Annotated in this window: 20 protein-coding genes and 1 pseudogene; 9 read left to right on the top strand and 12 right to left on the bottom strand. The window is 68.2% G+C overall.

Annotated elements, in window-relative coordinates; genetic code table 11:
• From JWN21_RS07590 to JWN21_RS07570, 5 genes are all read left to right on the top strand, one after another.
• A partial coding sequence (locus JWN21_RS07590) for an alpha/beta fold hydrolase (protein ID WP_299647860.1) occupies nucleotides 1-213 on the top strand: 213 nt, incomplete at its 5' end.
• A 186-nt stretch (nucleotides 214-399) separates the two neighbouring features.
• The gene (locus JWN21_RS07585; protein WP_299647857.1) at nucleotides 400-2,493 is read left to right on the top strand and encodes a malate synthase G; all 2,094 of its coding nucleotides are present in this window, start codon (nucleotides 400-402) and stop codon (nucleotides 2,491-2,493) included.
• Nucleotides 2,493-3,017, top strand: coding sequence for a gamma carbonic anhydrase family protein (locus JWN21_RS07580; RefSeq protein WP_299647854.1), 525 nt, complete (start codon nucleotides 2,493-2,495; stop codon nucleotides 3,015-3,017). Before JWN21_RS07585 ends, JWN21_RS07580 begins: the two co-directional genes overlap by 1 nt.
• An 82-nt stretch (nucleotides 3,018-3,099) precedes the next feature.
• Nucleotides 3,100-5,901, top strand: coding sequence for a TonB-dependent receptor (locus tag JWN21_RS07575; protein WP_299647851.1), 2,802 nt, complete (start codon nucleotides 3,100-3,102; stop codon nucleotides 5,899-5,901).
• 8 nt (nucleotides 5,902-5,909) lie between these two features.
• Nucleotides 5,910-6,695 (top strand): SDR family oxidoreductase, encoded by a 786-nt coding sequence (locus tag JWN21_RS07570; protein ID WP_299647848.1) that lies wholly within the window; start codon nucleotides 5,910-5,912, stop codon nucleotides 6,693-6,695.
• Between the two features lie 131 nt (nucleotides 6,696-6,826).
• Here the strand turns inward: JWN21_RS07570 and JWN21_RS07565 are convergent, their stop codons facing one another.
• On the bottom strand, nucleotides 6,827-7,120 hold the full coding sequence (locus JWN21_RS07565) for a 4a-hydroxytetrahydrobiopterin dehydratase (RefSeq protein WP_299647845.1): 294 nt from the start codon (nucleotides 7,118-7,120) through the stop codon (nucleotides 6,827-6,829).
• A 77-nt stretch (nucleotides 7,121-7,197) separates the two neighbouring features.
• Between JWN21_RS07565 and JWN21_RS07560 the strand changes: the two genes are divergently transcribed.
• The 3 genes and pseudogenes from JWN21_RS07560 (at nucleotide 7,198) to JWN21_RS07550 (ending at nucleotide 8,845) form a co-directional block, all read left to right on the top strand.
• Nucleotides 7,198-7,560, top strand: a complete 363-nt coding sequence (locus JWN21_RS07560) for a metallopeptidase family protein (protein WP_299647869.1) — start codon at nucleotides 7,198-7,200, stop codon at nucleotides 7,558-7,560.
• Nucleotides 7,557-8,105: pseudogene (gene ccmA / locus JWN21_RS07555) on the top strand (heme ABC exporter ATP-binding protein CcmA); the annotation flags it as partial. The gene JWN21_RS07560 and the pseudogene ccmA, both read left to right, overlap by 4 nt.
• 104 nt (nucleotides 8,106-8,209) lie before the next feature.
• Nucleotides 8,210-8,845, top strand: coding sequence for a heme exporter protein CcmB (locus tag JWN21_RS07550; RefSeq protein ID WP_299647866.1), 636 nt, complete (start codon nucleotides 8,210-8,212; stop codon nucleotides 8,843-8,845).
• Here the strand turns inward: JWN21_RS07550 and JWN21_RS07545 are convergent.
• The 8 genes from JWN21_RS07545 to JWN21_RS07510 form a co-directional block, all read right to left on the bottom strand.
• On the bottom strand, nucleotides 8,842-9,729 hold the full coding sequence (locus JWN21_RS07545; protein WP_299647843.1) for an RsmD family RNA methyltransferase: 888 nt from the start codon (nucleotides 9,727-9,729) through the stop codon (nucleotides 8,842-8,844). The two genes, JWN21_RS07550 and JWN21_RS07545, sit on opposite strands and share 4 nt — an antisense overlap.
• Nucleotides 9,726-11,114, bottom strand: coding sequence for a threonine synthase (gene thrC, locus JWN21_RS07540; protein ID WP_299647840.1), 1,389 nt, complete (start codon nucleotides 11,112-11,114; stop codon nucleotides 9,726-9,728). Before thrC ends, JWN21_RS07545 begins: the two co-directional genes overlap by 4 nt.
• A gap of 63 nt (nucleotides 11,115-11,177) precedes the next feature.
• Nucleotides 11,178-11,702, bottom strand: coding sequence for an SURF1 family cytochrome oxidase biogenesis protein (locus JWN21_RS07535; protein ID WP_299647863.1), 525 nt, complete (start codon nucleotides 11,700-11,702; stop codon nucleotides 11,178-11,180).
• A 62-nt stretch (nucleotides 11,703-11,764) separates the two neighbouring features.
• A complete protein-coding gene (locus tag JWN21_RS07530; RefSeq protein ID WP_299647837.1) occupies nucleotides 11,765-12,121 on the bottom strand; it encodes a DUF983 domain-containing protein in 357 nt (118 codons plus the stop codon).
• Nucleotides 12,121-13,047 (bottom strand): cytochrome c oxidase subunit 3, encoded by a 927-nt coding sequence (locus JWN21_RS07525; RefSeq protein ID WP_299647835.1) that lies wholly within the window; start codon nucleotides 13,045-13,047, stop codon nucleotides 12,121-12,123. The genes JWN21_RS07530 and JWN21_RS07525 overlap by 1 nt, the downstream gene beginning before the upstream one ends.
• A gap of 35 nt (nucleotides 13,048-13,082) precedes the next feature.
• Nucleotides 13,083-13,640, bottom strand: coding sequence for a cytochrome c oxidase assembly protein (locus tag JWN21_RS07520; protein ID WP_299647832.1), 558 nt, complete (start codon nucleotides 13,638-13,640; stop codon nucleotides 13,083-13,085).
• Nucleotides 13,637-13,768 carry a hypothetical protein gene (locus tag JWN21_RS07515; RefSeq protein ID WP_299647829.1) on the bottom strand — a complete coding sequence of 44 codons (132 nt, stop codon included), beginning with the start codon at nucleotides 13,766-13,768 and terminating at the stop codon, nucleotides 13,637-13,639. The genes JWN21_RS07520 and JWN21_RS07515 overlap by 4 nt, the downstream gene beginning before the upstream one ends.
• Entirely contained in the window at nucleotides 13,765-14,667 is a 903-nt protein-coding gene (locus tag JWN21_RS07510) for a heme o synthase (RefSeq protein WP_299647826.1), read from the bottom strand. The genes JWN21_RS07515 and JWN21_RS07510 overlap by 4 nt, the downstream gene beginning before the upstream one ends.
• Before the next feature lie 53 nt (nucleotides 14,668-14,720).
• On the opposite strand from JWN21_RS07510, the gene JWN21_RS13970 reads away from it, so the two are divergent.
• Nucleotides 14,721-15,113 carry a GFA family protein gene (locus tag JWN21_RS13970; protein WP_367182922.1) on the top strand — a complete coding sequence of 131 codons (393 nt, stop codon included), beginning with the start codon at nucleotides 14,721-14,723 and terminating at the stop codon, nucleotides 15,111-15,113.
• Nucleotides 15,114-15,117: 4 nt separating this feature from the next.
• On the opposite strand, the gene JWN21_RS07505 is transcribed toward JWN21_RS13970, so the two are convergent.
• From JWN21_RS07505 to JWN21_RS07495, 3 genes are all read right to left on the bottom strand, one after another.
• Entirely contained in the window at nucleotides 15,118-16,563 is a 1,446-nt protein-coding gene (locus tag JWN21_RS07505; protein WP_299647824.1) for a hypothetical protein, read from the bottom strand.
• A 65-nt stretch (nucleotides 16,564-16,628) separates the two neighbouring features.
• Nucleotides 16,629-17,042, bottom strand: a complete 414-nt coding sequence (locus JWN21_RS07500) for a thioesterase family protein (protein WP_299647822.1) — start codon at nucleotides 17,040-17,042, stop codon at nucleotides 16,629-16,631.
• Between the two features lie 116 nt (nucleotides 17,043-17,158).
• The coding region (locus tag JWN21_RS07495; protein WP_299647820.1) for a cytochrome c oxidase subunit 1 at nucleotides 17,159-18,617 on the bottom strand (1,459 nt) is incomplete at its 5' end.

Raw genomic sequence — 18,617 nt, 5'->3', positions numbered from 1 at the left:
CGTCCAAGGCTCAAGACGATCACCGCGCCGACCTTGGTTATTCATGGCACCGACGACCCGCTGGTGCCGCTGGCGGGCGGGCGCGACACCGCCGCCTCGATCCCGGGCGCGCGGCTGGAGGAGATTGCTGGCATGGGCCACGACCTGCCGCCGGCGCTGATCGGGCGGATCGTCGGGTTGATCGCGGAGCATGCGCGGGCGGCGCTGGCGTAGGATGATGCCGGCCGTTCTTCCCCGGCGGAAGCCGGGGTCCAGTCCGCGGCGCGGCCGACTGGGCACCGGCTTCCGCCGGGGAAGGACTATCTGCTTTGAAGCGGTGAGACGCTAGGCGCCAGCACCCTTGCGAAGGTTCTGGCGACGGGGCAAGCGCGCCGCTCTGTGGACGAATGGAGTGGACGGATGATTGATCGAGCCGGGCTGACCATCGCCGAATCCCTTGTCCAATTCCTCGAAAGCGAAGCGCTGCCGGGCACCGGGATCGATGCGGCGGCCTTCTGGCGCGGCGTGGCGGAGATCTTCGCGCGGCTCGTGCCCGAGAACCGCACCCTGCTCGCGCGGCGCGACGAGCTGCAGGCACAGATCGACGCGCGCTACGCGGGCGGCGAGGCTGTGGACGAGGCGTTCCTGCGCTCGATCGGCTATCTCGTCGACGAGCCCGCGCCGTTCCAGGTCGCGCCCACCAACGTCGACGACGAGGTTGCAAGGATCGCCGGGCCGCAGCTGGTGGTGCCGGTGCTTAATGCACGCTTCCTGCTCAATGCCGCCAACGCGCGGTGGGGTAGTCTGTACGACGCGCTTTACGGGACCGACGCGCTGGGCTCGTCCAATCCGGGCGGTGCCTATGACACGGCGCGTGGCGGGCAGGTGATCGCCTGGGCCAAGGCGTTCCTAGACGAAGCCGTTCCTCTGATCGCTGGGACTTGGGCTGATGTAGAGGCAGCATCCATCGATGAGCTGGAGACCTTTCTAATCGCTTTTTCCGCATTGGGTGGCGGAGAGATCGTGGGCAAAACGGACCGATCTATGTTACTTCGCCATCACGGCTTGCACATCGAGGTCGTCATCGACCGTGCGCACCCGATCGGCCGGGACGATCCCGCGGGTATAGCGGACGTTGTGCTCGAGTCCGCGATCACGACCATCGTCGATCTGGAGGACTCGATCGCGGCGGTCGACGCCGACGACAAGGTCGCGGCGTATCGCAACTGGCTGGGCGTGATGCGCGGCGACCTCGCCGAGAGCTTCGAGAAGGGCGATCGCACCGTCACCCGCTCACTTGCTCAAGATCGGCACTATCGGACTGATGACGGCGAGCTCGTCCTGCCCGGCCGCGCGCTGATGTTCGTGCGCAATGTCGGGCATCTGATGACCACGCCGGCCGTGCTGCTGCCGGACGGCTCGGAAGCACCCGAAGGCATCCTCGACGCCATCGTCACCTCCCTGTGCGGCGTTCACGACCTGAACGGCGCGGGCAAGTTCCGCAACAGCCGCGCCGGGTCGGTCTACATCGTCAAGCCCAAGATGCACGGGCCCGACGAGGCGGCGTTCACCAACACGCTGTTCGACGCGGTCGAGGACCTGCTTGGGCTCGACCGCCACACGATCAAGGTCGGCGTGATGGACGAGGAGCGGCGCACGTCCGCCAACCTCGCCGCCTGCATCCATGCCGTTCGCGACCGGATCGTGTTCATCAACACCGGCTTTCTCGATCGTACCGGCGACGAGATGCACACCGCGATGCGTGCCGGGCCGATGATCCGCAAGGCGGAGATGAAGGCGTCGAGCTGGATCCAAGCTTACGAGAACCGCAACGTCCAGATCGGGCTCGCCTGTGGTCTCGCGGGCAAGGCGCAGATCGGCAAGGGGATGTGGGCCGCGCCCGACATGATGGCGGACATGCTCGCGCAGAAGATCGCGCATCCACAGACCGGGGCGACGACCGCCTGGGTGCCGTCGCCGACCGCGGCGACGCTGCACGCGACGCATTATCACCGCGTCGACGTCCACGCCCGGCAGGAGGCGCGCCGCGCCGAGCCGGTGGCACCGCTCGCCGATCTGCTCAGAGTGCCGACCGCGACGGGTCATAATTGGCGGCCCGAGGAGGTCCGCGAAGAGCTGGACAACAATGCGCAGGGGATCCTGGGCTATGTCGTGCGCTGGATCGATCAGGGCGTCGGCTGTTCCAAGGTTCCCGACATCCACGATGTGGGCCTGATGGAGGACCGCGCGACGCTGCGCATTTCATCGCAGCACCTCGCTAACTGGCTCGCGCACGGCGTCACTACGCGCGAGGAGGTGGAGGCGGCGTTCACGCGCATGGCGGCAAAGGTCGACGCGCAGAATGCGGGCGATCCGCTGTATCGCGCGCTGACGCCCGACAGTCTGGCGATGCAGGCGGCGCGCGCGCTCGTGTTCGAGGGGGTCGAGCAGCCCAACGGCTATACGGAGCCGCTGCTGCACCGGTTCCGGCAACAGGCGAAGGCGGCCGGCTGATGCCCCAATACGAGATCGCCGGCACCCGGCCGACCGTCCACCCCTCGGCCTGGATCGCGCCGTCGGCGGAGCTGATCGGCGACGTCCATATCGGCGAGGGCGCGTCGGTATGGTTCGGCGCGGTCATCCGCGCCGACAACACGCCGATCGTGGTGGGCGCGCGCGCGAACATTCAGGAAGGGGCGATGCTGCACTCCGATCCCGGCGCGCCCTGCACGGTCGGGGAAGGCTGCACCGTGGGCCACCACGCGATCCTGCACGGCTGCACGCTGGGCGCGAACGTGCTCGTCGGCATGGGGGCGACCGTGCTGAACCGCGCCGTGATCGGCGAAGACTGTCTGGTCGGCGCGGGCGCGCTGGTGACTGAGGGCAAGAGCTTCGCGCCCGGCAACCTCATTGTCGGGGCACCCGCCCGCGCGGTCCGCGCGCTGGATTCGGCCGCCATCGCCGCGCTGCGGGTGTCGGCAGCGCATTATGCGCGAAAGGCGCAGGAATATGCGGTGGGGCTAGTCAGGGTCGATTAACCCGCGCCTCGGCATGCGGCCGTGCGTTCCCGCGACACTGGCTGGCTCTCGCCATGCCGTCGCCTGCAGATTGGAAGTTTCGATGCGTCGGTGGTTGTTCCTTGTTGCGGTTGCTGTGCCTGCGCTGGCGACCGCCCAGCAAACCCCACCGCCTCCCGTCGCCGCTCCCGCTCCCGCTCCCGCTCCGCAGCAGGACGACGAGGAACCCGAGGAGCCCGAGATCATCGTGCGCGGCACGCGCGGCCTGCCCGGGGCGGTGGTCGGCGACATTCCGCCCGAGGAACAGCTCGGCCCCGCCGACATCCGCTCCTATGGCGTCAGTTCGGTGGCGGAGTTGCTGGCGGAACTGGCCCCGCAGACGCGCTCGGGCCGCGGCCAGGGCGGACAGCCGGTCACGCTGCTGAACGGTCGTCGCATCTCCAGCTTCGCCGAAATCCGCGACCTGCCCACCGAGGCGATCGCCCGGGTCGACATCCTGCCCGAAGAGGTGGCGCTGAAATACGGCTACCGCGCTGACCAACGCGTGGTGAACTTCGTCCTGCGCCGGCGTTTCAATGCGGTGACGGCGGAGGCGGGCGCGCGTGTCACGACGCGCGGTGACCGGTTCCAGCCGGAGGCGGAACTCGACCTGCTCACCATCCGCCGCGACCGCCGGTTCAACCTGCACGGCAGCTATCGGCAGAGCGACGCGCTGCTCGAAGCGGACCGCGACATCGCCTTTACCGCCAGCCCGTTCGCGATCGGCGGCAACGTCGCCGGCCTGAACGGCGCCGCGATCCCGGGCCTTGGCACGGCAACGCTGGTCGGGGTGCCGACCGGCACGCGCAGCCTGGCGGCGTTTGGCGCTGCTGGTGCGAACGTCACCGACCCCGGCGCTTACCGCACGCTGATGGGCCAGAGCCGCAACCTGTCGGCGAACGCCAGCTACGCGCAGAACATCTTTGGCAATATCGGTGCGACGCTGAGCGGCCGGATCGAGGCGAGTAACGGGCGCTCGCTGCAAGGCCTGCCCACCGTCTCGCTGAGCCTGCCCGAGGGCAATCCCTTTTCGCCGTTCAGCGGGCCGGTGCTGGTCCAGCGTGCAATAGACGGCGAGCCGCTGACGCAACGGACGAACACGATCACCAGCCGGGTTGGCGCGACCTTCAACGGCGATCTCGGCCGTTGGCGCTGGTCGCTGATCGGCGGCTACGACCGCATCGACGGGCGGACGACCACCGATGCCGGCGTCGATGCAAGCCCGTTCCAGGCCCGGCTGAACGCAAACGACCCGACGGCCAATCCCTTCGGCCCGCTCGACCTGCCCCGGCTCGCCGCCAATCGCTCGACCTTCACCAGCCAGAACGTCGCGCTGGACGCGCAGGCGAGCGGGGCCGTGTTCCGCCTGCCGGCTGGCGAGGTGGTGACCAGCGTCAGCCTGGGTGGTGACCTGAACGACTTTTCCAGCCGCTCGACGCGCGCCGGCATCACGCAGGCGGGCGCGGTGTCGCGCGACAGTGCGAACGCTCGCGTGAACCTGGACCTGCCCGTCTCCAACCGGGCGCAAGGTGTCCTCGACGCGATCGGCAACCTGTCGGTCAATTTCAACGCGGCGGTCGAGGAGCTGTCGGACTTCGGCACGCTGACCACCTTTGGCTATGGCGCGAACTGGGCCCCCGTCGAGGCGGTGCGGTTCATCGCATCGGTCACTGAGCAGGATGGGGCGCCCAGCCCGCAACAGCTCGGAAATCCGCAAATCGTCACGCCCAACGTGCGGCTGTTCGACTTCGTGCGCGGCACCACCGCCAGCGTGACGACGGTGAGCGGAGGCAATCCGGCGCTCGCGGGCTTCTCGACGAGCACCGCCAAGCTGGGGCTGACCGTGCGGCCATCAAAAGCGCGCGATCTGACGCTGGTCGCGAACTATGTCCGCGCCAGCGTGGACGATCCGGTCGCGGGATTCCCCGCCGCGACGGCGGAGATCGCAGGCGCTTTTCCGGGACGCTTCACACGCGACGCCGGCGGGCAGCTGCTGCGGGTCGACACGCGGCCGGTCAATTTCGCGCGGACCGAGCGGTCGGAGCTGCGCTACGGGTTCAACTTCAGCGTGCCGATCAAGTCGCAGGTGCAGAAACAGCTGGAGCTGTTTCGCGCCGGCCAGGGGCCGAACCCGTTCGAGGGGCTGACACCGCCGGGTGGCCGCCGGGGGCAGGGCAATCAACCTGGCAGTTCTGGCCAGGCCGGCACGGCCGGCGAACCAGGCGCGGCACCGGCGGGAACCCCGCCCGCTGCCGGTGAAGGGCGTCCGCGCGGCGAAGGGGGGGCTGGCTTTGGCGGTCAGGGGCGCGGCGGTGGCGGCTTTGGCGGCGGCGGTGGCAGGGGCGGTCGGGGCTTCGGTGGCGGTGGACCCGGCGGCGGTGGGCGGCTTCAGTTCGCGCTCTACCATACCTGGCACTTCACCGACGAAGTGTTGGTGGCGGCTGGCGGACCGCGCCTCGACCTGCTGAACGGCGACGCGATTGGCAACGGCGGCGGCCAGCCGCGCCACGAGCTGGAGGCGCAGGCGGGCTATGCGAACAACGGCCTGGGCGCGCGGTTGTCGGTCAACTTTCGCAGCGCCACGTCGGTCGACGGCGGCACCGCCGCCGCACCGACCGAACTGCGGTTCGGCTCGCTGACCACCGCCAATTTGCGCCTGTTCGCCGATCTGGGACAGCGCGTGGATCTGGTCCGAACGCGGCCCTGGCTGCGCGGCGTGCGCGTGGCGTTCGCGGTCGAGAACGTCTTCGACTCGCGCCAGCGGGTGACGGACGCGACAGGCACGGTACCGATCAACTTCCAGCCGGACCTGCTCGATCCGCTCGGCCGAACGGTGCGGTTGTCCATTCGTAAGCTCTTCTTCTAGGGTCGGGTATGACCCAGAAAGCCATCTTCATCACCGGCGGCGCATCGGGCATCGGCCTCGCAACAGCGCACCTCTTCGCCAAGCGCGGGTGGCGCGTCGGTCTCGCCGACGTGAACGACGCGGCGCTCGCCGCAGCGGGCACCGAAATCGGCGCGAACACCTATCGCATGGACGTGCGTGACCGCGACGGGTGGACAGCCGCGCTCGAGGACTTCACCGGCTCGACCGGCGGCCGACTCGACGTGCTGTTCAACAATGCAGGCATCGGCTCGGGCGGACCGTTGGCGGAGATGGACTTTGCCGAGATCGACCGGGTGGTGGCGATCAACCTGACGGGGGTGCTGAACGGTGCGCGGCTGGGCCATGCCTATCTGAAGCGCACGCCCGGATCGTGTCTGCTCAACACGGCGTCCGCGTCCGCGATCTATGGGTCGGCCGGGCTAGCGCCCTATTCCGCGACCAAGTTCGGCGTGCGCGCGCTGACGGAGGCGCTGGATGGCGAGTGGCACGCCGACGGCATCAAGGTGCGCGCGATCGTGCCCGGTTTCATCGACACACCGCTGCTGCAGGGTCCGGTCACCGGCAGCAACCGCTCGATCCGCGAAACGGTGACGGCAGCCGGACTCGAGCTGACGAGCGCCGACGTGGTGGCGGAAGCGGCGTGGCAGGCGGTGCACGGCGAGCGGCTGCATACCCATGTCGGCCCAACCGCGCGGCGGCTTGCCTTTGCGGCGCGCTGGATGCCGGGGCGGCTGCGCAAGATGATGCGGCGCGGGTTCGGGGCCGAGAAGTAGGCAAATATCAGTACCTCCCCGGCGGAAGCCGGGGCCTTGTCCGCGGTGCGGCTCCATAGATCGTTATGTGAGTGGCTTGGCCAACTAGGCCCCGGCTTCCGCCGGGGAAGGGCTGGGGATGTCTGGGCCGGCTAATCCCCCAGGATCCCGTCGATCGCCTCCGCCAACTCGATGTCGCGGTGGCTGAGCCCGCCGGCGTCGTGGGTGGTCAGCAGCACCTCCACCCGGTTCCAGACATTGGTCCATTCGGGGTGATGGTCGGCCTTTTCGGCGATCAGCGCGACCTGCGTCATGAAGCCGAACGCCTCCGCGAAATCGGTGAACAGGATCTTGCGCGTGATCGCGTCGCGCGCCTCGTCGTAGTCCCAGTCGGGCAGGCCATCCAGCGCCTCGGCGCGCTCCGTCTCGTTCAACGCTTCGACCACGGCTCGCTCCTACCCAATGCCCGACGCGCACGGTAAGGCTGCACCCGATGATGGGGCAAGCGCCGAGTGCGGAGGAGATGGAAGCCGTGGCGCGAGCCACCATCGACCGCTTGCCGTCGCAGTTTCGCGCCCACCTTGGCGACGTCGTGCTGCTGGTGGACGAGTGGGCGGACGACGAAACGCTCGCGGCACTCGGGCTGGAGCATCCGCTAGACCTGACGGGACTGTATCACGGCCAGCCGATCGGCGAGAAATCGTCGCTCGATTCAGGCGCGCTTCCCGACCGAATCCATCTGTATCGGCAGGCGATCCTGTCGGAGTGGTGCGAGACGGGGGTGCGGCTGGACGACCTGATCGCGCACGTCACCGTGCATGAGATCGGGCATCATTTCGGGCTGTCGGACGCGGACATGCATGCGCTGGAAGAGGCGGTGGGTTGAGCCTGCTCGCCTTCGACGCGGTGACGCTCGCACGCGGTGGCCGGGTGCTGGCCCAACTGAGCTTCGCGCTCGGCGCGGGCGGCGGGGCCTTGGTCACCGGGCCGAACGGCGCGGGAAAGTCGACGCTGGTGCGCGTGGCGGCGGGGTTGCTCGCCCCGGCGGCGGGGCGGGTGACGCACGAGGGGCGGACCGCATTGTTGGCAGAGGCGCACGCGCTCGATCCGGAACGGCGGCTGCGCGACGCGCTGGCGTTCTGGGCGCGGCTCGACGCTGCCGAATCGGCGCTCGACGCGGTCGGGTTGGGGGGGGTGCGCGAGGTGCCGGTGCGGCTGCTATCGACCGGACAGCGGCGCCGCGCGGGGCTGGCGCGGGTGGTCGCAAGCGGAGCGGCGATCTGGCTGCTCGACGAGCCGGCGAACGGGCTCGATGCGGATGGCGTGGCGATGCTGGAGGGGTTGATCGCGGCTCATCGCGCGGGAGGTGGGATCGTGGTGGTCGCGACCCACCTGCCGATCGACGTGCCGGGTGCTCAATCTGTTCGCCTGCCCCTTCCCCTTCCCGGCGGAAGCCGGGCTCCAGTCCGCGGCGCGGCTGACTGGGCCCCGGCTTCTGCCGGGGAGGGCCATGCCTCGGAACGACCAGCTTAGTGCTGACAGCCCTCATCCTGCGCGACATCCGCCGCGCGTGGTCATCGGGCGGCGTCTTGTGGCCCGTCGCCTTTTTCCTGCTCGTCGCGACGCTGTTCCCCTTCGCCGTCGGCCCGGACTCCTCCCTGCTGGCGCGCGTCGGCGGCGGCGTGGTGTGGACTGCCGCCCTGTTGGCGGCGTTGCTGCCCGTCGAGCGGTTGGTCGCCCCCGATCTGGAGGCGGGCGTCATCGATCAGCTGATCGTTCGCGACGTGCCGCTCCCGCTCATCGCCTTTGCCAAACTCGTCGCGCACTGGCTCAGCTTCGCCCCGCCGCTGATGCTGGCGAGCGTGATCGCGGCAGCCTTGCTCGGCCTGCCCGGCGAAACGCTCTCGCGCGTCGAGCTGGGGCTGCTGATCGGCACGCCCGGGCTGGCGGCCATTGGCCTGGCGACGGGCGCGCTGGTCGCGGGCCTGCGCGGCGCGGGGGCGGTGGCGGGGCTGGTCATGCTGCCGCTTGCGGTGCCGCTGCTGATCTTCGGCGGCGGCATGGTCGATGGTGGAGCAGGCGCGGTGAAGCTGCTAGCCGCCGTCAGCCTGTTGCTGACCGCCGGTGCCCCCTTCGTGGCGGCGGCGGCGATACGGGTGGGGATGGACTAGGGCTGCGACCAGCGCGCCCAGATCGCGGTCGGCAGCACCAGGCCGCGTGCCTCTTCGCGCACGCCCAGCTCGCCCGCCTCGACCGTGCCGGGCAGGTCGGCCAACGCCTGACGCAGCATCTCGCCGATCGCAAGCGCGGACATGCGCACCGCGTAGACGGTGAGGAACAGGCAGCGCGAGTCGGCGTCGAGCAGCTGGCGGCAGCCCGCGATGAGCGCAGGCAGGTGTTCCTCCAGCCGCCAGATCTCGCCCTCGGGTCCGCGCCCGAATTTGGGCGGGTCGAGCAGGATGGCATCGTAGCGCCGCCCGCGCCGCCCCTCACGTGCGACGAACTTGGCGGCGTCGTCGACCAGCCAGCGGAGGGGCGCGTCGGCAAGGCCGGCGAGTCGGGCATTGGCGCGCGCGGCCTCGACCGATTTCTTCGAAGCATCGACATGTGTGACGCGCGCACCGGTTCTCGCGAGCGCCAGACTGCCGACCCCGGTGTAGCCGAACAGGTTGAGGCACTCGAAACTCCCCTCCCGCTCGCGGGAGGGGGATTCAAGTTGCCCCCGCATCCACGTCCAGACCGGGGCCATGTCGGGGAAGAAGCCAAGGTGGCGGAACGGCGTCGCCTGCGCGGTGAAGCGGACGTCGTCCCAGGCAAGCGGCCAGCCGTCGGCGGGCACGGGACCATCGAACCGCCACTTGCCGCCACCATCCTCGTCGGAACCGGGCACGAACTCGGCGTCCGCGCGCCAGTCGGCCGTGCCAGGGGGCCACATCGCCTGCGGCTCGGGGCGGATAAAGCGATACCGCCCATAGCGTTCCAGCTTGCGACCTCCGCCGGAGTCGACGAGGCCGTAATCGGCCCATGGCTCGCCGATGATGGTCTGCAGCGTCACCCGCTCGCATGCTCCGCGACGTAGCCGCTCACCGCCGCGAGTGTGGCGGGCAGCGTCACATACCGCTCCTGCCGGTCGAACAGATCGCCGACGCGGCCGGGCAGCGGGGGGCGGATGCCGGTGGCACGCTCCACCGTGTCGCCGAACTTGGCGGGATGGGCGGTGGCGAGCGTCACGATCGGAACGTCCAGTTTCGCGCGCCGCGCGGCGGCCAGCGCAATGCCGGTGTGGGGGTCGATCACCTGCCCGGCATGTTCGTGCGCCCAGCGCATCGCGCCCATCATGTTGTCGGCGTCGATCCGGTCGCTGGCGAACAACGCGCCAGCGCCGCTGTGCTGCGCGTCGGTGAGCCGCATCGCATGGGTGCGCTCGAAGCCGTCCATCTGCGCCGCGACCGCCGCGCCGTCGCGATCGCCGAGATCGAACAGCAGCCGCTCGAAATTCGACGAAACCTGGATGTCCATCGACGGCGTCGCAGTCTGGTGCACCTCGCCGCGCGCGTAATCGCCGTGGGTCAGCGCGCGCGCGAGGATGTCGTTGACATTGGTGGCGACGATCAACTTGGCGACGGGCAGCCCCATCTTGGCTGCGACATAACCCGCGAACACGTCGCCGAAATTTCCGGTGGGCACGGAAAAGGCGATCGCGCGGCCCGGCGCGCCGAGGCGGACGGCGGCATAGAAATAATACACGACCTGCGCTGCCAGCCGCGCCCAGTTGATCGAGTTGACCGCCGACAGCCGATATCGCGAGGCGAACGCGGCGTCGTTGAACATCGCCTTTACCAGCGCCTGCGCATCGTCGAACGTGCCTTCGACCGCGACGTTGTGGATGTTGGGCGCCGTTACGGTCGTCATCTGCCGGCGCTGGACCTCGGTGACGCGGCCGGCGGGGTGGAGCATGAACACCTCGACATGCGCGCGCCCGGCAAGTGCGTCGATCGCGGCCGAACCCGTGTCGCCACTGGTCGCGCCGATCACCGTCAGGGGGCGGTCGGATCCGGTGAGGAACCGCTCGAACAACAGCCCGAGCAGTTGCAGCGCCACATCCTTGAACGCGAGCGTCGGGCCGTGGAACAGCTCCAGCAGCCACTGGTCATGGTCGAGTTGCACGAGCGGCACGACGGCGGCGTGCGCGAATCGGCCATAGGCCTGCTCGCACAAGGAGAGGAGATCATCTGTCGACAGCGCATCGCCGACGAACGGTGCCATCACGCGCGCGGCGGTCTGCGGATACGTCAGACCGGCTAGTGCCGCGATCTCACCCGCCGACCAGCGCGGCCAGGCATCTGGGAGGTACAGTCCGCCGTCGCTCGCCAGTCCCGCAAGCGTGACGTCGCGGAAGTTTAGCGAGGGCGCGGCCCCCCTGGTGCTAACATAGCGCATGGCCGGCCGGGTAGCGGGGCGGGACTGGTGGAGCAAGTCAGGGAGATGGGGTCTGGCCAGCGCCTACGAACGCCGCCGCAGGGCCAGCACATAGATGATGCTCGCGATCGCCGCGAAGAAGAACCACTGACCCGCATAGGCGAGGTGGCTGTTGGGCACGTTGCCGATGTCCGGCGGCGTGTTGGGGCCGAGCCCGGCGAGCGCGGGCGTCGCGACGAGCAGCAGGCGCTTGGGGGAGGAGTCCCACAGGCCGGCGAGCAGCGGGCGCGCGTCCGGCGCGTGCGTGAGATAGCCCGCGACGACACCGCCCGGCCACCTGACGTTCGCCCTCAGGTCGCGGGTGGTGCCGAGCTGCACCGCCATGCCAGGGCATTGCGCGATCGCGCGATATCCCTGCTTGCCGGCTCCTACGAGGCGGATCGAGGCGGGCGCATCGCATCGGCCAATGGCTCGGCGGAACAGCAGCGTGTCGTCGGGGGTGGCAGGAAAGGCAATCGGCGGACGTGACGGGTTGGCGGCGAGCTGCGCCAGGTAGGCCTCCTTCTCCGGCAGCCGCAGCAGCAGCTGCCACAGGCCCAGCGCGATCATCACCAGCACGGAGAGCACGACCACGACCGTCGCGACGACCGGAACGCGGGGGCGCGCGCGCGTCACTTCAGCCGTCCCTCCGCCGCGCGCTGGCGATACTCGACCGCGATCAGCGCCGCCTTTGCGATCCTGAGCGAGCCGAGCACGCCTACGGCGGTTATGGGAGTCCAGAGCACCAGGTGTACCCACAAGGGTGGCCCGACCGTCAGCTCCAGCGCGATCGCCATCGACATCACGATCGTGCCGAGGATCAACGTCAGGAACGCGGCCGGGCCGTCACCGACGTTGAACGCGCTGAACTCGAGCCCGCAGGTGGAACAGGTCGGCGCAAACCGCGCCCAGCCCGCGAACAGCGTCTTTGCGCCGCAGCGAGGGCACAGCCCCTTCAGCGCCGCGTGCGCAAGCGGCGGCTCCGCCATTATCCCGCGTGAACCGGCGCGCCCCAGCCGCCCCAGACATAGACGGTGACGAACAGGAACAGCCACACCACGTCGACGAAATGCCAGTACCAGGCCGCCGCCTCGAAGCCGAAATGCTGGCGCGGGGTGAAGTGGCCCTTGTAGGCGCGCACCAGGCAAACGATCAGGAAGATCGTGCCGATCAGCACGTGGAAGCCGTGGAAACCGGTCGCCATGAAGAAGGCGGCGCCATAGTTGATGCCCTTGAACGGGAACGGCGCGTGCGCGTACTCGTATGCCTGAACGGCGGTGAAGATCACGCCCAGCGCGACCGTGACCCACAGGCCCTTGAGCACCCCGTCACGGTCGCCGACGCCGATCAGGCCCCACGCGCCGCGCTTCACGCCGCCGCGCTGGTTGTGGATCAGCGCATGGTGCGCCCAGGTCACGGTGGTGCCCGACAGCAGCAGGATCAGCGTGTTGAGCAGCGGGAGCTCGAATGCGTTGATGACCTCAAGCCCCTTGGGCGGCCACTGCGCGGCCAGCGCGGCCGCGCCCTCGGTGGCGCGCTCCACCTGCCCGTCCACATAGCTCATCGCGGTCGGGAACAGCGAAAAGTCGAAGAACGCCCAGAACCAGCCGACGAAGAACATCACTTCGGACGCGATGAACAGGATCATGCCATAGCGCAGGTGCAGCTGCACGACGGGCGTGTGGTCACCCTTGTGCGCCTCGTCGATCACCTTGGCCCACCAGCTGTACATGCAGGCGAGCACCGCGACGGTGCCCGCGATGAACAGCCAGCCGCCGCCATTGGGCTTGCCGACATGCCCGCCATGCATCCACATCAGCGCGCCGACCGCCATCAGCAGGGCGGCGAACGCGGAGACGATCGGCACCGCATCGGGCGGCAGGATGTGGTAGTCGTGGTTCTTGGCGCCGGCCATGTTCTTCAGATCCTGTTGGCGTGTCGGGGCTGGCTCTAGCGCGAGGCCAAGGCCGGTGCCACCGGATAAAACGTGTACGACAGCGTGATGGTTTCCAGGTCGCGCGCGTCCGGATCGTTCAGGATCGCCGGGTCGACATAGAAGATTACCGGCATGCGCTGCGTCTCGCCGGGCTGCAGCGTCTGTTCGGTGAAGCAGAAACACTGGATCTTGGTGAAATACTTGCCCGCCTGCGCCGGCGTGACGTTGAAGGTCGCGGTGCCGGTGATTGCCTTGGCGGACGTGTTGGTGGCGCGGAAGAACGCCATGTCGCGCGCGCCGATCGCCACCGTTTCCGACGGCACCTCGGGCTTGAAGCGCCAGCTAAGCTTGTGGACGTTGGCGTCGAAATCAACGCGGATCTGACGATCGGTGGCACCCGGCGCCGCAAGCCCGCGCTGCGTGGTGCCATTCAGCCCCGTCACCTGACAAAACAGACGGTACAGCGGCACGCTGGCCCAGGCCAGGCCGGTCATGAAACAGATGCCAAGGACCGCGAGCAGCGCGGTGCGGGTCGTTCTGGTCTTGCTTCCAAGGCTCGAGGATTGAGTCATCCGGCGTGTCCTGCGGTGATCTTCGCCATCGCGATCAGGAACGTCAGCAGCGCAAACGAGCCAAGCAGCACGGCCATGATGATTGAGCGGCTGCGCTGCCGCCGGCGGACAAGTTCTTCATCAATCATGCAAGCACCCAACGATCGATAACCAGCGCGCCGAATAGGACGAACAGGTAGAGAATGGAGAAAGAAAACAGCTGCTTTTCCGGCTTCATCGCGTCCGCGAGTCCGGTTGCGCGAGTCGCGACGCGTACGGCCAGCGCGGAAAACAACGCCGTCGCCGCGACTGCCACGATTCCGTAGATCGACCCCGTGAGTTCCAGCGGCCACGGCGCGATCGCCGCCACCGCCATCGGCACCGTGTACAGTCCGATCTGCACCCGAGTCGCGCGCTCGCCCGCGACGACGGGCAGCATCGGCACGCCGGCGGCGGCGTAGTCGCTCTTCATGAACAGGGCCAGCGCCCAGAAATGCGGCGGTGTCCACAGAAAGACGAGCAGGAAGAGCAGCACGGGCAGCGTGTCGATCGTACCGGTCGCCGCCGCCCAGCCGATCATCGGCGGAAAGGCCCCGGCGGCGCCGCCGATCACGATATTCTGCGGCGTGCGGCGTTTAAGCCAGATCGTGTATACGAAAACGTAGAACAGGATGGACGCGAGCAGGATCGCGGCCGCGACGATGTTGACCGCCAATCCCATGAGGATGACCGAAAAGGCGCTCAGCCCGACACCGAAATGCAACGCGGTCTGCCGGTCCATGCGCCCGCCCGGCAAGGGTCGCCCGGCGGTGCGGCGCATGACGGCGTCGATGTCCGCCTCCCACCACTGGTTCAGCGCCCCTGCCGCGCCCGCGCCCAGAGCGATGCACAGGATCGCGGTGAAGCCCAGCACCGGATTGATCTGAATCGGCGCGGCGAGCATGCCGCACAGCCCGGTGAACACCACCAGCGTCATCACGCGCGGCTTGGTCAGCGCCAGCAGGTCGCGCCAATCGGCGAGCGGCAGCAGGGGTGTGGCGGTGGTCACGACGCCAGCGCATATACGCGCGCAGGGGCCGATACGGAAGCGGGGAGGCGGGCATGAAGGCGCAATGTCAGTGCGGTCTGTTATCGGTGGATGCGGCGGGGCCCAGCCTGGCGGTCGCGATGTGCCACTGCACCGCATGTCAGCGGCGTACGGGTCACCCCTATGGTGTGTTGGCCTATTATCCGGCGGCGGCGCTGACGATCGCGGGTGAGGCGACGCGCTATGTCCGCACGGCGGACAGCGGCGCTGAGTTCGAGACGTTCTTCTGCCCGTGCTGTGGGTCGACGGTATACGCGCGTGCCGGCAAGCATCCGGAGCTGATCGGTGTCGCGTGGGCGCGTTCACGGACCCGGCCTGCCCGCCGCCGGTCAGGTCGGTGTGGGAGGAGGCGAAGCACAACTGGGTCACCACGCCCGACGCGATCGCGCACTTCGCACGTGGAGTGACAGCCTAAGCCAGCCGATTAATCGCAAAGGCGCGGTCGGCAACGATCGGAGCGGGGGTGAAGTGCACCGCTTTGGCAGCGGCCACCTCGATCGTCTCGACGACCGTGCCGGCGACTGTGTCCCAGCCGGTGATCCGGTAGCGTCCGGGTGAGAGGCCTGGGAGAGTGACGCGCGGCGAGCGGGGTGGGGCGGCAGCGTCGACCCTGCCATCGCCGGCTGGGGTGCCGCGTCGGAGCAGCCAGATCACCGCCTGCGCCTCGCTTGCGCAGGCGAAGCGGTGAAAGCCGGTCGCCGTGACCGCTGCGCTGCGGTTCCCGCGATCGAACCGCGCCCAGTCGACCATCGGCAGGAAACCTGCCATCGCGCGTTGCGCATCGCGCATTCCGTGCGTCAGCACATGTGGGTGACGGTTGGGCCAGCGCATGCCGCCGCCGACGCCGCCGCTCGCGAGGTGCGCCCAGCTCATGTGGCGGAAATACTCGTCGTCGAACGCGGCGGGCAGCGTCCGTTTCTTGTCCTTGAAGCGGTGGATCGGCCCGTGTTCGGTATCGAGAAAAGGGCGACGGTCCGTGATCTCCGCCAGGCAGTCACGGACGATCCTGCCCATCGCCACCGCCGGCGCGACCGTGTTGCGCGGATCGTCGATCGAGCCGTGGCGATAGATGTGGATCGTCGCGAAATCGAGGTCGGGATGGCGGAAGATCGGCGTCGCCATGTCGAGTTCGGGATGGTGGTCCAGTTCGGGGCCGAACAGCGACACGGTCTGCGGATGGGTGCGACCGTACAGGCGCTGCTCCAACCCGCGGACATGGTGCGACAGGTCGGCGATGAACTCCGGCCAGCAATCCACCGTGTCGTTCGCCTGCGCCGGGTGGATCTCGTTCCACAGGTCCCAGGCGAACAGCGCGCCCGAGCCGCCCCACCGCGTGACCATGAAGGTCAACCGCGCCTTGATCGCGTCGCGCGTCACCGGGCAGGTCAGCGCCTCGCGCATATGTGCCAGCGGCCCGCCCTTTGCGGCGTTCCAAGGGTGATCGCGCCAGCGCAGCCACATCCAGAAGGTGTCGACCGGCGTGAGCAGAATCCGCAGCCCGTGGCGTTCGCACAGCGCGAACATGTCGTCCCACCATTGCACCATGGCCGGCACGAACACGCCGGCGGGCCGCTCCAGATAACGATGCCTCCCTTGCGCATATTCCACCATCAGCCGCAGGCACGTGACACCGTGCGCGGCGAGCCAGGCGAGGTGGCGATCGACCGCCGGCAGATCGCGACGGCGGAAGAGTCCGTTCAGATCCGGCCACTCGATCGCGTCGTTCTGGCCGATCGGCGTCCATGGCGCGCCCGTCTCGTCCACGAAATAGGGCGCATGGGGGGCGACGCTGATCCACGGCAGCGGGCGCGGGTCAGGCGTCGAGTGACCGGCGGCGGGGATGGAGGGGCCATTCATGAGTGCAGCAGACAGCGTGGATGGAGGCAGGCGGTTCCCGGGCGGGAGAATGGCCGGCGCGGCAGTCAGATCGCGCCGTCACCCTTGCGGAAGAAATGCTCCACCACGTTCGCCGCGATGCGCGCCGGACGCAGCGTCTCCGCGTCGAGGCTGCACCAGGAAGACTTGATCTCGGCGAGCACCTCATCTCCCCGGCGGATGATCGTCTCGTAAAAGGCGCGCGCGCCATGCACCTTTTCGAGCAGCACGGTGGCGATGACATCGTCGCCCAGGAAAGTCGGCTTTCGGTACGTGATCTCGTGCTTCAGCGCGACCCACAGATGCCGGCCGACAACCTCTGGCGGGGCGAGCCGCTGCCAGTGGCTGATCACGGCGGCCTGTACCCATTTCAAGTAGCTGGCGTTGTTGACGTGACCCATGAAGTCGATGTCGGCAGGATCGATGCCGATCGGATAATGGTGCGGAAGGGCGTTGCTCACGTGTCGGCACGTAGCACGGCGCGCGTGACGCTGTCGTGATGCAAGTCGTGGTGGCGCAAAGAAAAAAGCGCCCCGGATCGCTCCGGAGCGCTTTGTTTCTCAGCCAGCTGAACGGCTCAGTGCTTCTTGTCGCCGTCGTCGATCACGGGCAGCGTCTCGAACTGGTGATAAGGCGGCGGCGAGGACAGGCTCCACTCCAGCGTCGTGGCGCCCTCGCCCCACGGATTGTCGCCCGCGCGCTTGCCGGCGATGAGCGACCAGATCACGTTGGCGAAGAAGATCACCATCGATCCCGCCATCAATACATAGCCCAGGCTGGCGATGTAATTCCAATAGGTCAGCGCGTCGGTATAGTCGGGCATGCGCCGCGGCATGCTCTGCAACCCCAGGAAGTGCATGGGGAAGAACAGCACATTCACGCCGACGAAGAAGATCCAGAAGTGCGCATGCCCCAGCGCCTCGTTGAGCATCTTGCCCGACATCTTCGGAAACCAGTAGGTGAAGCCCGCGAACAGCGAGAACACCGCGCCCAGCGACAGCACGTAATGGAAGTGCGCGACGACGTAATAGGTGTCCTGCATGTAATCGTCGACGCCACCGTTCGCCAAGACGACGCCGGTCACGCCGCCGACGGTGAACATGAAGATGAATCCGATCGCCCACACCATCGGTGTCTTGAAGCTGATCGACCCGCCCCACATCGTCGCGATCCACGAGAAGATCTTGATGCCGGTCGGCACCGCGATGACCATCGTCGCGGCGGTGAAGTACATCTTCGTGTTCACGCTCAGGCCGGTGGTGAACATGTGGTGCGCCCACACCACGAACCCGACCACACCGATCGCGACCATGGCGTATGCCATGCCCAGATAGCCGAACACCGGCTTGCGGCTGAAGGTCGAGATGATCTGGCTGACGATGCCGAAGCCCGGCAGGATCATGATGTACACTTCGGGATGGCCGAAGAACCAGAACAGATGCTGGTACAGCACCGGATCGCCGCCGCCGGCGGGGTCGAAGAAGGTCGTGCCGAAATTGCGGTCGGTCAGCAGCATGGTGATCGCCGCCGCCAGCACCGGCAGCGCCAGCAGCAGCAGGAAGGCGGTGACCAGCACCGACCACACGAACAACGGCATCTTGTGCAGCGTCATGCCCGGCGCACGCATGTTGAAGATGGTGGTGATGAAGTTGATCGCGCCCAGGATCGACGAGGCGCCCGCGAGGTGGAGCGACAGGATCGCCAGGTCGGTCGACGGCCCCGGCTCGCCATAGGTCGAAAGCGGCGCGTACAGCGTCCAGCCAGTGCCCGCGCCGCCGAAGAAGGGCGACGCCAGCAGCAGCGAGAAGGACGGGATCAGCAGCCAGAAGCTGATGTTGTTCATGCGCGGGAACGCCATGTCCGGCGCGCCGATCATGATCGGCACGAACCAGTTGCCGAACCCGCCGATCATCGCCGGCATGACCATGAAGAACACCATGATCAGGCCGTGCGCGGTGATCAGCACGTTCCACAGGTGGAGCGAGTGATCCAGCCCACCCTGCCCACCGGGCAGGTAATGCGCCCAGCTCGTCAGA

It is taken from the genome of Sphingomonas bacterium (assembly GCF_028292945.1).
Lineage (GTDB): Bacteria > Pseudomonadota > Alphaproteobacteria > Sphingomonadales > Sphingomonadaceae > Sphingomonas.
Note: the sequence above shows the minus strand (reverse complement) of the source record. Positions and strands in the feature narration are given on the sequence as shown.